Origin of the sequence: Yersinia aldovae ATCC 35236 (genome assembly GCF_000173735.1) — a bacterium.
Taxonomy (GTDB): Bacteria; Pseudomonadota; Gammaproteobacteria; order Enterobacterales; family Enterobacteriaceae; genus Yersinia; species Yersinia aldovae.
The window spans coordinates 16,163-29,880 of the sequence record NZ_ACCB01000051.1 but is presented as its reverse complement, the minus strand read 5'-3'; the positions used below and the strand labels follow the sequence as shown (position 1 = coordinate 29,880).

The window sequence follows — 13,718 nt, the reverse complement described above, 5'->3', positions numbered from 1 at the left end:
AACCTGGACTTCTCCGGGTTCACGTAAAACTGATGAGTAAATACAGTTACTCGATATTCTGAATCTGTTCGCGCATTTGCTCGATGAGTACTTTCAGCTCAATGGCTGAGTTGGTGACTTCGGCATTAATAGATTTTGATGCCAGCGTATTCGACTCGCGGTTGAATTCTTGCATCATAAAATCAAGGCGGCGGCCAACAGCTTCTTTCTTCTTCAGAATATTGTGCGTTTCTTTAACGTGCGCTTCCAGGCGATCCAGCTCTTCAGCGACATCGACACGTTGCGCCATTAGCACCAATTCCTGCTCCAGACGGGTATTTTCCAACTGAACTTGCGCTTCTTCCAGCTTGTTCAGCAGGCGCTCACGCTGCCACTGCAAGATGTTTGGCATATGAGTTCGTACTTTAATCACTTCGGCGCTGACACCATCCAAACGCTTTTCTATCAGTGCCTTGAGTGCCGCACCTTCGGTTTCACGAGAAACAATGAAGTCATCCAACACGATATCCAGAGCCTGCATTAGCTCGGTACTTATTGCGTCCAGATCTTGTTCTTCTGCGGCCATGACACCCGGCCAGCGCAGAATATCCACTGGGTTGATTTCGCCTTCATCACTTTGCATCTTGACCCAGTTACCGGCTTCAACTAATTGTTTTGCCAGTTTTTCATTAAGAACCAGCGAGCTTTGTGCGTTGGCATCCAGTTCAAAACGCAGGTTACATTCGATTTTGCCACGGGTTAGACGGTTGCGAATACGTTCACGGATGACCGGTTCCAGGCCGCGGAACTGTTCAGGCAAGCGAATATAAGTTTCTAAATAGCGTTGGTTAACGGAACGCAGCTCCCAGGCTGCGCTACCCCATTCACCCTTAATATCACGCCGAGCGTAAGCGGTCATGCTGCGGATCATTATTGCGTACCCGTTTTAAAGAAAAGATGCAGCGATTATAGCCTCCGAGTCGCAGGCAGGATAGGCATTACATCACTAAGGCCGTATAATGCGCGACCAATATCGATTTAAAGCCGGAGAAAGCCCATGCGTCCAGCAGACCGAGCAGCACAACAAGTCCGCCCATTGACCCTGACCCGTAATTACACAAAACACGCTGAAGGCTCAGTGTTGGTTGAGTTTGGTGATACCAAAGTCTTGTGCACCGCCACGGTCGAAGAGGGTGTTCCGCGCTTTCTAAAGGGCCAAGGGCAGGGTTGGATAACCGCTGAATATGGCATGTTGCCACGTTCCACCCATAGCCGTAACGCGCGCGAAGCCGCAAAAGGTAAACAAGGTGGCCGCACGTTAGAAATTCAACGTCTGATCGCGCGTTCTTTGCGTGCCGCGGTTGATTTGAAGAAACTGGGCGAATTTACCATCACTTTAGACTGCGATGTATTGCAGGCGGATGGCGGTACTCGTACCGCCTCAATTAGTGGCGCTTGTGTGGCTTTAGCCGATGCGCTGAATAAGTTGGTAGCCAGTGGCAAATTGAAAGCGAACCCGATGAAAGGGCTGGTTGCAGCGGTTTCTGTTGGCATCGTGAAAGGTGAAGCCCTTTGCGACTTGGAATACGTAGAGGATTCTGCGGCAGAAACGGACATGAATGTGGTGATGATGGAAGATGGCCGGATGATTGAGGTGCAGGGCACCGCAGAAGGCGAACCGTTCAGCCACGAAGAACTCTTGGCGTTGCTGGCTCTGGCTCGTGGGGGGATAGAGACTATCTTCCAGGCGCAGAAGGCGGCGTTGGCACAATAAATTAATTAAGGCGACTTGCTAGTCGCCTTTTTTTTGCCTGCAATTTGGGTATCGAATTAGTAAACAACGCAATTAACGAGAATCGTCATAATTCGGAGAGGAGAAGTACCAATGAAAGCCTATCAGCGCGAGTTTATCGAGTTTGCGCTTAACAAACAGGTGTTGAAGTTTGGCGAGTTTACCCTGAAGTCCGGGCGAATTAGCCCCTATTTCTTTAATGCAGGATTGTTTAATACCGGGCTGGATCTGGCAAAACTCGGGCGTTTCTACGCCGCTGCCTTAATGGATTGTGGTGTGGAGTTCGATCTGTTGTTCGGGCCGGCCTACAAAGGTATTCCTATCGCGACCACAACGGCTGTTGCCTTAGCAGAACATCATGAGCGCGATGTACCCTATTGCTTTAACCGTAAAGAAGCAAAAGATCACGGTGAAGGCGGTAGCCTGGTGGGGAGCCAGCTACAAGGGCGAGTTATGCTGGTGGATGATGTGATAACCGCTGGTACTGCTATTCGTGAATCAATGGAGATTATCAATGCGCAGGGCGCGACTCTGGCTGGTGTGATGATTTCATTGGACCGTCAGGAACGTGGCCTTGGTGAGATTTCAGCGATTCAGGAGGTGGAGCGAGATTATCACTGCAAAGTGATTTCTATCGTTACCCTGAATGATGTGATCGGTTACTTGGAGGAGAAACCCGAAATGGCGAGCCATTTGGCGGCTGTGCGTCACTATCGCGAACAGTACGGCGTTTAAGGTTTCCTCAACCAAGAATACAAAAAAGGGCCGTTTGGCCCTTTTTATATAAGCTATCACAATGGCTTTGCAGCTTATTGCAATTGAGCCACAATCAGAGGCCAGCGGGCATCAAACTCTTGGGTTGGTCGATAGCGGAACTCGGAGCGGACAAAGCGTGAGAGCATCCCTTCACAAAACGCCAGCAGTTGAGTTGCCAATAACGCCTCATCATGGATAAAACCCTGCCCATCGCGCAGTTTTTTCTCGCGCAGAACCTGACGTAGCTGTACTTCAATTCGTTCAAACAACTGGTTAATTCGCCCTTGCAGACGATCTTGTTCAAACATCAGCGCATGGCCTGTCATGATTCGGGTCAGACCGGGATTCTTCTCTGCAAACCCTAACACCAGCAGCAGGATCAGTCGGAGGCGATTGAACGTCTCTTTTTCATCTTGCAGAATCAAATTAATGCGGGACATCAGACTATCTTCAATAAACTCGATCAGGCTATCAAACATCCGCGTTTTACTGGGGAAATGTCGATAAAGTGCTGCTTCAGAAACCCCCACATTCGCGGCAAGTTTAGCGGTGGTAATGCGTTGGCTGCCATCGCTGGATTCCAGCATCTGCGCTAAAGCCTGCAAAATTTCCTCGCGCCTGTTCCTTTTCGTATTTTCTTTTTCTGCCATGTCCGAGTAGACCCTTGCTAAAAATGACTTAATAACAAAAACCCAAATATCGGCCGCACTGGGTACCAACCCCCGGCGGCTTATGTGATAGCTTTTTTACGATATTTAGGTCTAGGGTAGGTTATTGGCGTCCAGAATGACCAAACCCACCGGTGCCACGTTCACTTTGGTCAAAACTTTCAACCAAATTGAATTCTGCTTGTACTACGGGAACAAATACCATCTGGGCGATACGTTCACCTGGCTCAATGGTGAAAGGTTGTTGACCACGGTTCCATACCGATACCATCAATTGTCCCTGATAATCGGAATCGATAAGGCCAACCAGATTACCGAGTACCACACCGTGTTTATGCCCTAAACCAGAGCGCGGCAGGATGACGGCAGCCAGTTCGCTATCACCGATATGAATCGCTAAACCGGTAGGTAATAAAGTGGTTTGCCCCGGCAGTAAATCTACCGCTTCGTCTAAACAGGCACGCAAATCCAGCCCGGCAGAGCCTTCAGTAGCATAAGCAGGTAAAGGAAACTCGTTGCCAACGCGTGAGTCCAGAATTTTAATGTCGATTTTTTTCATCATAACGGCTGACAATCTCGTCTATTAAACGCTGACTGAGGAGACATTTATCGCTGAGCGGTAAACGTTTCTCGCCAGTCGGCCAAAAAAGGTGCAAAGCATTGGTGTCACTGTTAAAACCATGTTCTGCGAGCGATACATCATTGGCACAAATAAGGTCTAGTTTTTTTCGCGCCAGTTTTTGTCGCGCGTATTCTTCCACATTCTGGGTTTCGGCAGCAAATCCAACAACAAATGGGCGATTTTTAACCATTGAAGCGACGCCCGCGACAATATCTGGATTTTTCACCAGCTTAAGTGTTATTTCGTCGCCTTGTTTTTTTATTTTCTCGTCAGAAACGTGTTCTGCGCGGTAATCGGCTACTGCGGCACAAGAAATAAAAATATTCTGCTGCGCTGCCCGTGTATTGACCTCTTGCTCCATTTCGAGCGCACTAATAACATCAATACGGTCTACGCCCGCAGGTGTTGGTAAATTTACTGGCCCGGTAACCAGAGTGACAGTAGCCCCTCTGGCGGCAGCGGCTTGCGCAATCGCGAAGCCCATCTTGCCCGAACTTTGATTACTGATAAAGCGCACCGGATCAAGTGCTTCACGGGTTGGCCCGGCAGTAATCATAACGCTCAAATGTTGCAGGTCTTGTTTTGCAGAAAAATGATCATGCACCAGCGCGACAATTTCCAGTGGGTCCAGCATTCTGCCTGGGCCAACATCACCACACGCCTGGCTGCCGCTGTCTGGCCCCCATAATAACATGCCACGCTCGGCGAGCGTCTGTAGGTTTGCCTGGGTGGCAGCGGCGCGGTACATCTGTTGATTCATGGCGGGCACGGCCGCAACTGGGGCCGCCGTTGCCAGACAGACAGTGGTCAGCAAATCATTTGCCATACCCGCAGCCACTCTGGCCAGTAAATCTGCCGTGGCTGGGGCCATAATGACTAAATCAGCCCATTTACCCAGCTCAATATGGCCCATCGCTGCTTCTGCTGCCGGATCGAGTAAATCATCAGAAACGGGGTAGCCCGAGACGGCCTGCAATGTGAGAGGCGTAATGAACGCTTTTGCCGCGTGAGTCATCACCACGCGTACCTCTGCGCCCCTGTCGCGCAAGCGGCGTACCAGCTCAGGAGATTTATAGGCGGCGATACCTCCGCTAATCCCGAGCACAATCTGTTTGCCGGAGAGTCCCGTCATCATAATTGTCCGAATGAAAGCCGTAAGAGGCGATATTTTAGCATAACCTCTGAGCAGATTAGCTATCAGGGCATCTCCTGATGACATCAATCGTCAAATTTGCGAGACGCTACGCATGATGCCAACCGCGATATCGTAGGGATAAACGCCTTATGGCATGATGCCGCGCTGTTCAAGGACAACAGGAGTCAAGGGATGGAAAAGTGGTATGGGCCGATTGCCCCAAGGGAGAAGTTGCTTAAATATGGTGCTGCTGTACTGACCGATGCCGAGTTACTCGCTATTTTTCTACGTACGGGTATTCCGGGAATGCATGTCATGCGGATGGCTGAATATTTGATTGAAGAGTTCGGTTCACTTCATGGGCTGATATCTGCGGATTATCAGACCTTATCTGCCCAAAAAGGGATTGGTACATCTAAATACAGCCAAATTCAGGCCATTGCCGAACTAGCCTGTCGCTGTTTTTCATCTCACTTGATGCGGGAAAGTGTTCTGCAAAACCCCGAAATTACGCAAAAGTTCCTACAAAATATTCTTTCTCATCGTGAACGAGAGATTTTTTTAGTGATGTTTTTGGATAACCAGCATCGTGTTATTCGCCATGAGGAGATGTTTACTGGTACCATCAGCAGCGTTGAGGTTCATCCGAGAGAAATTGTGCGTGAAGCGCTGAAGGTTAATGCCGCCGCGCTGATTCTGGCGCATAATCACCCCTCGGGTAAGGCTGAACCGAGCCAAGCCGACCGTTTGATGACTACGCAGGTGATAAAAGCCTGTTCATTATTAGATATTCGAGTGCTCGATCATTTAGTGGTTGGCCGGGGTGAATGTGTCTCATTTGCTGAACGCGGATGGCTTTAGAGCAATAATAATTGATCCTTTCGGGATCTTTAGCTGTTCGGGACTTGAGCACTTACGCTTCAGAGCGTATACTACGCCACCTTTGAGAATCTTGGGTTTGGCGTGAAGAGCCTATCTCAGCAGGTTTATAGCCTGGTGACAGGGGTTTCTGACCTGATGACAGTGAGTCTTCTCAGTGAATTTGCTGAGATGGGCTCTAAAGCCTGACGAGGCGGCCAAATCCTATACGAAGCTCGAGCTGATTTGATTTTTGGAGAATAGACATGTCCCGAGTCTGCCAAGTTACTGGCAAGCGCCCGGTGAGCGGTAACAACCGTTCCCACGCAATGAACGCGACCAAACGCCGTTTTCTGCCGAACCTTCACTCTCACCGTTTTTGGGTTGAGGGCGAGAAGCGCTTTGTAACTTTGCGTGTATCTGCTAAAGGTATGCGTGTTATTGATAAGAAGGGTATCGAAACGGTCTTGGCCGAACTTCGTACCCGCGGTGAGAAGTATTAAGGAACTGAATCATGGCTAAAGGTGTTCGCGAGAAGATCAAGCTGGTTTCTTCTGCTGGTACTGGTCACTTCTATACCACTACGAAGAACAAGCGTACTAAGCCGGAAAAATTGGAACTGAAGAAATTCGATCCAGTTGTCCGTCAACATGTGATCTACAAAGAAGCTAAAATTAAATAATTTTAATTTTGGTGGATTAAGAAAACCCGGCCTCGGCCGGGTTTTTTATTATATAAAATCCAGTGAGATACGTTTAGGGAGGTGACATGCCTGAATTACCAGAAGTTGAGACCAGCCGACGCGGGATCGAACCCTATCTTGTCGGTCAGACCATTCTTTATGCCGTAGTCAGAAATGCTCGCTTACGCTGGCCTGTATCCGATGAAATTCTGGCATTGAGCGATCAACGGGTACTCAGTGTTCAGCGCCGGGCAAAGTATTTACTTATAGAATTGGTGACCGGCTGGATTATCGTCCATCTGGGGATGTCGGGCAGCTTACGGATCTTGTCTGAAGAAACTGAAGCTGCAAAACATGATCATGTCGATTTAGTGATAAGTAATGGCAAAATATTGCGTTATACCGATCCACGGCGCTTTGGAGCCTGGCTATGGGCAAAAGATCTTGAAACCAGTAGCGTACTCGCCCATTTAGGGCCGGAACCCTTGGGTGATGAATTTACTGCTGATTACCTGTTTGATAAATCACGCAGTAAACGTACTGTAATAAAACAGTGGCTGATGGATAACAAAGTAGTGGTTGGGGTGGGTAACATCTACGCCAGTGAATCGCTTTTCACTGCGAGTATTTTGCCAGAACGTGCTGCTGGTTCGTTAACCAAAATTGAGGCCATCCAACTGGTTGCAACGATAAAAGCGGTGTTATTACACTCTATTGAGCAGGGGGGCACCACATTACGCGACTTTTTACAGTCAGATGGTAAACCGGGGTATTTTGCGCAGGAGTTGCAGGTGTACGGGCGAGCAGGCGAGCCTTGCCGCCGCTGTGGGCATTTGATTGAGATTGCAAAGCATGGGCAGCGCAGCACGTTTTTTTGCCGTCACTGCCAGCATTAACCGTATACCCTTAGCACTTTAAGCCGTGGCTCGGGCCTCGTTTCTATGAGGCCGCTACCTGTAATGCCAATGTGAATAAAGAGTCAGGCCAGTTTGGCCATTAGCGCTTTGGTGACCGGTGCAGGGAGAAACGGAGTGATATCACCACCATGACGTGCCACTTCCTTCACCAGCGAGGAAGAGATAAATGACCATTTCTCTGATGGCATCAGAAAGACACTTTCTAGCTTTGGCATCAGGTGGCGATTCATATTCGCGAGCTGCCATTCATACTCAAAATCTGACACTGAGCGTAAGCCTCTCACCAAAATATTGGCGTCTTGCTTTTTGGCGAACTCAGCCATCAATTCACTGAATCCTAATACCTCGACATTTTTCAGCGGCGCGGTCACTTCTTTTGCCAGTGCCACTCGTTCCGCCAGTGTAAATAAGGTTTTTTTGCTGGCGCTATCGGCGATAGCCAGAATCACCTGGCTGAACATCGCCGAGGCACGCGTGACTAAATCCAAATGACCGTTGGTGATAGGGTCAAATGTCCCTGGGTAAATGGCTTTAGTGGTCATGACTTCTCACTTTTCTGATCTTGGTGGCTCAATGCCCACAGAGCCGCATATTTATTAAAGGTATACTGTGCGTTGACGACTGCCAGCAACAGACCTTGTTTGCCATCAAGGAAACCGGCACGGAATAACCACGTTTTACAGAATGCCCCGAGAGTATGGCTGAGAATAGAGAAGTAGCTGCAACTTTTACCTTGCTGATGGCGTTGAGTGGCCCACGCTTCGGCATAACTAAGTTGTTTGCGTTGAAAAGCAAAGAAATCACGACAGGTCAGATGCAATAAATCACCATTCAGTGGGATGACTTTTGCGGAACCGCTGTTAAGTGATTCGTGGACTAAATTATCGTTGTATTGGAATTTATGATGTGGATATAAGCGAGTGACCCGATCGGGATACCAGCCACTGTGGCGCATAAATCGGCCTAAAAACAGATTACGCCGCGCACAGCTATAAACGGCACCTTCTTCTGGTGCCATCAGTACCGCGTCAATTGCGGCTTTAAGCTCGGGTGTTACACGTTCATCGGCATCCAGCATTAAAATATAATCGCCGCTGGCGTACTGCTGGGCTAATTGGCGCTGTTTACCATAACCCGGCCAATCGGTATTGCTGTAGACCTTGGCACCCTGCTGCTGGGCAATGGCGAACGTTTCATCTTTACTGCCGGAATCCAGAACCACTATTTCATCGGCCCAGGCTACGGATGCCAAACAGTCGGCCAGCAGTGAGGCTTCATTTTTGGCAATCATCACCACCGAAAGACGTTTTTTGGCGCTCATTTAGTGGCTCCGTTGTGGCAGGTAAGGCTCCAGTAGATGTAATAACCGTTGCAAAGCGCCCTGATTTTCATGCAAAACATCAACCGCATGGCGGCCATAATAGAGGCGGCAATCTTCATCAGTCAGCAGCATGGTGACTTCTTTTACCAGCGATAACGTATCGGTGACAGTAATCAATCCTTCAGCCTGTTCCAGCTTGGCACAGATGTCTTTAAAGTTAAACGTATGCGGCCCCATTAGCACTGGGATGGCATGTGCTGCCGCTTCAAGTGGGTTATGACCGCCACGTTCAACCAAGCTACCACCAACGAAAGCTAAATCTGCGATGCCATAAAGCAACATCAGTTCACCCATCGTATCGCCAATCACCACCTGCGTGCTGCTTGAAGGCACTTCCCCTTTGCTACGTAACGTATAACTCAAGCCTGCTTTCTGTGTCAGTTCAATTGCCTTCGGGAACCGTTCTGGATGGCGAGGCACAAGAATTAGCAACAGTGTGGGGAAACGCTGTAACAATTGACGATGTGCTTCCAGTAAGAGGATTTCTTCGCCATCGTGGGTGCTGGTGGCAATCCAGACCGGCCGATGAGGTGCCCATTGGCGACGTAATGTTACGGCTCTGGCGGCTAACTCAGGTGTTACCGAAATATCAAACTTTAGACTGCCCGTTACCGTGAGCTGTGAGCGTTTTAGCCCTAACTCAATAAAACGATCACCGTCTTCCTGATTCTGCGCGGCAATCAGGGTGATTCGTTGCAGCATTTGGCGCATGAAACTGCCGATTTTTTTGTAGCCTATGGCTGAATGGGCAGAAAGACGCGCATTGGCAATCACCAGCGGGATCTTACGGCGATGCAAGGCATTGATAAGATTAGGCCAAAGTTCGGTTTCCATAATGATAACCAGCTTAGGATTAACTTGATCAAGAAAACGATTCACGGAACCGGGAAGGTCATAAGGCAAATAAACGTGATGAACATCTTTGCCGAAGGCAGATTGGACACGTTCAGAGCCGGTAGGTGTCATGGTGGTGACAGTGATGGGCAAAGATGGGTAGCGGTGACGTAATGCCCTGACCAATGGAATGGCGGCCAGAGTTTCACCGACTGAAACTGAATGCAGCATGATGCCGCCTGCCACGACTTTACCGGCACAAAAACCATAACGCTCCCCCCAGCGCTTGCGATAAGCGGGGGCTTTACGGCTACGTAATAACAAACGCAGCCAAATCAAAGGTTGGATAAGGTAGAGTAGTACCTGATATAAACGCAGCAACATTCTATCAATTTCATTTATATGGATTATTAAGAATAATACCATATCTGAGCAAGAAAGGCTCTTTTCGGCATCGGGGATAGCGTGGTCAACATGCGGTCTGGCTATTCACCAAAAGAGTATAACTTGTTAAATGATTTCAGAAAGTACGCGTGAATCTATTGAAACCCTGCATGACTAGATGAGAACTATTGTCGTTGTATTGATCAATTAATTAAGTAACACGAAAAAGAGAGTAATAGATCTTGGTAGAATGTAGGTATACAGGATGTCCTAATCAATTTGATAATGATTAATTATATTTATATATCCTCACTAATCTCAAATAGGAATATCCAACTGCAATGATATTCTCCCCGACAATAAGCAACAAAACACCCCATAGAACAATCGACTCAAGCATTAACCAGAGCCGATTTTCTTCCATTACCATTCTGTTTACGCTAAACAACGCTTGGCTCTATTTTTAAAGCCTCAAAATGGCTGAAAATAAATAACGATCACTTATGAAATGAGCACTTTCAATTTGGTCATAATAGTCTCAGCCGTAAGGCTATCCATACTTTTTTGCTCGGATATAACCGCAATCTGGTTTTGCCCATAACCCCCAATCAAGCCGGGATCTGTTGGGCCAAACAGCGTGATATTGGGGCGATCCAGTGCAGCGGTCAGATGGCTGAGTCCAGTATCAACAGAAACCACCGCTTTTGCACCTGCCAGGACTTCCGCAACTTGCTGCAACGTGAGTTTGGGTAATACCTCAACATGCGGGAATTGTTCCGCTAACCGCAAGGCTCGCTGATGCTCATGCTCCGCGCCCCAAGGTAACTTGATTTTTAAGCCGGTTGGTTGGACTTGCTCGATCAGTTGCAACCAATGGCTCTCAGGCCAATGTTTGCTGTCTCGGGTTGTCGCATGGAGGAATACCAGATACTGGCCTGCATCGGCAGGTAACTGGTTTAAAAAGCGTTGAGCGATGGCATAATCACCGTAGCTTTCTGGCTTGTCATAACCCAAACTTTTGGCAAACAGTTGGCGTGTACGCTCAACCGCATGTTGTTTGGTGTCAATCTCATGGCGGCAATTATAAAACCAACTGGCAAATGGCTCGCGGGCACTTTTGCAGTCTGGGCCATGTTTTGTCCCTTTAGCGATACGGGTAATCAGCGCGGCACTTTTAATCAGCCCCTGCGCATCAATCACCACATCATAACTGCGTTGCTGCACAATACGTTTAAAATCACAGCGTTCCTGACGAGTATCACTGCCAAACCAGTTTTTGCGCCAACGGCGGATCGCCACCGGAATGACTTTATCTACCGCAGGGTGCCAACTGGGGATCTGGCTGAAACCTTCCTCGACCACCCAATCAAAGCGAATGTCTGGAATGGCGCGCATCGCGTCTGTCAATGCGGGCAATGTATGTAAAACATCGCCCATAGAAGAGGTTTTAACGATCAATACATGCATTAATCGGCCTCGCTGACAACGTGTTTTGGCGCGGATAGTTGCTTCTCAAGCGCTGCCATCACTTGTTCTGGCTGGATATCAATCAGGCTTTGATGATAACCCTGCGCGCTATCGCCTTTGCGTACCTTGTGATAACCCGTAATCAGGCGGATAACCGTGGCTTTATCGGACAGCGGCGGGGTGAAGTCCGGGCTGCTTGGGCCATACAAGGCCACGAGTGGTTTATCCAAGGCTGCCGCGACATGCATTAAACCGGAGTCATTGCTGACCACCGCACGACAACCCGCGAGCAGAACTACCGCCTGTTCAAGTGAGGTCTGGCCGGCCAGATTAAGGCAGAATTGGCGCTCATCTTCGCTCAGTGTCTGGCGAATTTCTTCACCGGCTTCATTGTCTTTTGCTGAACCAAATAGCGCTACCTGATAACCCTTGTTTATCAGTTGCTGTGCCAGTGTTGCATAGTGGTAGTGTGGCCAGCGTTTTGCCGGGCCAAACTCTGCGCCAGGGCAAAAACCAACAATAGGGCGGCTACCGGTGAGATTGAATGATGCGGTAGCCGCGACAATTTCGTCGTCATCCACCTGTAATTTGGGCCACAGTAGCGGCTGCGGTAAATCTGCCGCAGAGTGCACCTGCTCTTTATCATAGGCCAGTGCCACGTAGCGCTGAACCATCAGCGGGAAGGCTTCTTTATCCAGAATGCGCATATCATTTAGCAAGAAATAACGCATTTCGCCACGCCAGCCAGTGCGCTGTTTGATACCGGAGAAATAAGGTATCAGCGCAGATTTAAATGAATTCGGCAATATGTAGGCCTGGTCGTAGCCTGTTTCACGTAAGGCCAGCCCCAAGCGGCGACGTTTATCAAGTTCAAACACCCCATGCCCCAATGGCATCGGGATAGCGTGACGCACTTGTGGCATTCTGGCCAAAAGTGGACGGCACCACGCGGGTGCCATCACATCAATATCTGCTGTCGGATATTTGGCCTTCAGGGTGCGGTAAAGACTTTGCGACATCATCATATCGCCAACCCATGAAGGGCCAATGACCAGTATTTTCATACCGTTTATCAATTCCTTGCAGCAAGTGACTTAGACTGAGCGATTGAGCCAGGCCAAATATTCTTTTACGCCTTCGGCGACGGTTTTGAACGGCTTATCGTAACCGGCAGCGCGCAAATTTGTGAGATCAGCTTGCGTATATGCCTGATAGCGGCCTTTCAGTTTTTCTGGGAATTCAATGTATTCCACCGGCCCACTTTGGTGGAAATCCACCACTGCATCGGCAACCGCCTGGAACGATTCCGCCCGACCAGTACCGCAGTTGAAAATGCCTGAAACGCCGTTTTGCCAGAACCACAGATTCACGTCTGCAACATCGCCTACATAAATGAAGTCACGTTTAAAGTTTTCGCTGCCAGAGAACAATTTAGGGTTTTCGCCCGCATTGATCTGGTTATTCAGATGGAAAGCGACGCTCGCCATGCTGCCTTTATGACCTTCGCGCGGGCCATAAACGTTGAAATAGCGGAAGCCGCAAATTTGTGATTCAGCTTGTGGTAACAGCTCACGCACATACTGATCGAACAAGAATTTGGAATAGCCATAAACGTTAAGTGGCTGCTCGTATTGACGATCTTCGATAAAGTTATCGGTACGCCCGCCGTAAGTGGCTGCGGAAGAGGCATATAAGAATGGAATACTACGATCCAGACAGAAGTGCAGGATATCTTTAGAATACTGATAGTTGTTATCCATCATGTACTTGCCATCCCACTCGGTGGTGGAAGAACAGGCACCTTCGTGGAAAATAGCATCGATATCACCCATATCATCACCAGCAACAATACTGGCAACAAAATCTTCTTTATCCATGTAATCCGCGATATCCAGGTCAACCAGATTGACGAATTTGGTACCGTCTTTCAGGTTGTCAACGACCAAAATATCTTTATAACCGATATTATTCAGTGCCTTAACGATATTACTGCCAATGAAACCAGCGCCGCCAGTGACGATAATCATCAGGTTCACCCTTGCTAATTTTGTTGGTCGGACACAATGCCCCACACTCTATTTGGCGATATCATAACATTTCATAGGATAGCGCACAGCCGCAAGGGGGCTAATCTCTCTGTTTCTATGCGGCTTTAGGATTGTTCACCGTGATATGTGCTGCATTTTTCACAATATAAGACAAGGTTCCTCGTCAGTTCACCGACTAATCAGTAAAATGTCGTG

16 protein-coding genes are annotated in these 13,718 nt (G+C 48.6%); 6 read left to right on the top strand and 10 right to left on the bottom strand.

The annotated features are described in order from the left end of the window. Nucleotides 1–46: 46 nt before the first annotated feature. Nucleotides 47–910 carry a YicC/YloC family endoribonuclease gene (locus YALDO0001_RS17515; RefSeq protein ID WP_004705103.1) on the bottom strand — a complete coding sequence of 288 codons (864 nt, stop codon included), beginning with the start codon at nt 908–910 and terminating at the stop codon, nt 47–49. Nucleotides 911–1,036: 126 nt separating this feature from the next. Here YALDO0001_RS17515 and rph point away from each other — a divergent pair, with 126 nt between their 5' ends. Further along, a complete protein-coding gene (rph, locus tag YALDO0001_RS17510) occupies nt 1,037–1,753 on the top strand; it encodes a ribonuclease PH (protein ID WP_004705100.1) in 717 nt (238 codons plus the stop codon). A 111-nt stretch (nt 1,754–1,864) separates the two neighbouring features. Next, a complete protein-coding gene (gene pyrE, locus YALDO0001_RS17505) occupies nt 1,865–2,506 on the top strand; it encodes an orotate phosphoribosyltransferase (protein WP_004705098.1) in 642 nt (213 codons plus the stop codon). Nucleotides 2,507–2,580: 74 nt separating this feature from the next. Here the strand turns inward: pyrE and slmA are convergent, their stop codons facing one another. From slmA to coaBC, 3 genes are all read right to left on the bottom strand, one after another. Beyond that, nucleotides 2,581–3,177 carry a nucleoid occlusion factor SlmA gene (gene slmA, locus YALDO0001_RS17500; protein ID WP_004705097.1) on the bottom strand — a complete coding sequence of 199 codons (597 nt, stop codon included), beginning with the start codon at nt 3,175–3,177 and terminating at the stop codon, nt 2,581–2,583. 121 nt (nt 3,178–3,298) lie between these two features. Further along, nucleotides 3,299–3,757: a dUTP diphosphatase gene (gene dut, locus YALDO0001_RS17495; protein WP_042840433.1), complete on the bottom strand. Its 459-nt coding sequence runs from the start codon at nt 3,755–3,757 to the stop codon at nt 3,299–3,301. Beyond that, complete coding sequence (gene coaBC, locus YALDO0001_RS17490; RefSeq protein ID WP_004705092.1) at nt 3,735–4,952, bottom strand: bifunctional phosphopantothenoylcysteine decarboxylase/phosphopantothenate--cysteine ligase CoaBC; 1,218 nt, start codon at nt 4,950–4,952, stop codon at nt 3,735–3,737. Before coaBC ends, dut begins: the two co-directional genes overlap by 23 nt. 192 nt (nt 4,953–5,144) lie before the next feature. Here coaBC and radC point away from each other — a divergent pair, with 192 nt between their 5' ends. The 4 genes from radC to mutM all read left to right on the top strand — a co-directional run bounded on the left by radC (nt 5,145) and on the right by mutM (nt 7,388). Further along, nucleotides 5,145–5,813, top strand: coding sequence for a RadC family protein (radC, locus tag YALDO0001_RS17485; RefSeq protein WP_004705091.1), 669 nt, complete (start codon nt 5,145–5,147; stop codon nt 5,811–5,813). A gap of 263 nt (nt 5,814–6,076) precedes the next feature. Then, on the top strand, nt 6,077–6,313 hold the full coding sequence (gene rpmB, locus YALDO0001_RS17480) for a 50S ribosomal protein L28 (RefSeq protein ID WP_019213058.1): 237 nt from the start codon (nt 6,077–6,079) through the stop codon (nt 6,311–6,313). A gap of 11 nt (nt 6,314–6,324) precedes the next feature. Continuing rightward, entirely contained in the window at nt 6,325–6,492 is a 168-nt protein-coding gene (rpmG, locus tag YALDO0001_RS17475) for a 50S ribosomal protein L33 (protein WP_004392084.1), read from the top strand. An 86-nt stretch (nt 6,493–6,578) separates the two neighbouring features. Next, a complete protein-coding gene (gene mutM, locus YALDO0001_RS17470; RefSeq protein WP_004705085.1) occupies nt 6,579–7,388 on the top strand; it encodes a bifunctional DNA-formamidopyrimidine glycosylase/DNA-(apurinic or apyrimidinic site) lyase in 810 nt (269 codons plus the stop codon). A gap of 83 nt (nt 7,389–7,471) precedes the next feature. Here mutM and coaD read toward each other — a convergent pair whose 3' ends face one another. The 6 genes from coaD to rfaD form a co-directional block, all read right to left on the bottom strand. Then, nucleotides 7,472–7,951, bottom strand: a complete 480-nt coding sequence (coaD, locus tag YALDO0001_RS17465) for a pantetheine-phosphate adenylyltransferase (protein ID WP_042840432.1) — start codon at nt 7,949–7,951, stop codon at nt 7,472–7,474. Beyond that, nucleotides 7,948–8,730: a glycosyltransferase family 2 protein gene (locus YALDO0001_RS17460; RefSeq protein WP_004705083.1), complete on the bottom strand. Its 783-nt coding sequence runs from the start codon at nt 8,728–8,730 to the stop codon at nt 7,948–7,950. The genes coaD and YALDO0001_RS17460 overlap by 4 nt, the downstream gene beginning before the upstream one ends. Beyond that, nucleotides 8,731–10,008 carry a lipid IV(A) 3-deoxy-D-manno-octulosonic acid transferase gene (gene waaA / locus YALDO0001_RS17455; protein WP_004705080.1) on the bottom strand — a complete coding sequence of 426 codons (1,278 nt, stop codon included), beginning with the start codon at nt 10,006–10,008 and terminating at the stop codon, nt 8,731–8,733. It lies immediately after the preceding gene. A 501-nt stretch (nt 10,009–10,509) separates the two neighbouring features. After that, nucleotides 10,510–11,475, bottom strand: coding sequence for a lipopolysaccharide heptosyltransferase RfaC (gene rfaC, locus YALDO0001_RS17450; protein WP_042547293.1), 966 nt, complete (start codon nt 11,473–11,475; stop codon nt 10,510–10,512). Beyond that, nucleotides 11,475–12,539, bottom strand: a complete 1,065-nt coding sequence (rfaF, locus tag YALDO0001_RS17445; protein WP_004705079.1) for an ADP-heptose--LPS heptosyltransferase RfaF — start codon at nt 12,537–12,539, stop codon at nt 11,475–11,477. Before rfaF ends, rfaC begins: the two co-directional genes overlap by 1 nt. Before the next feature lie 30 nt (nt 12,540–12,569). Further along, entirely contained in the window at nt 12,570–13,502 is a 933-nt protein-coding gene (gene rfaD / locus YALDO0001_RS17440) for an ADP-glyceromanno-heptose 6-epimerase (protein WP_042547291.1), read from the bottom strand. Nucleotides 13,503–13,718: the final 216 nt, after the last annotated feature.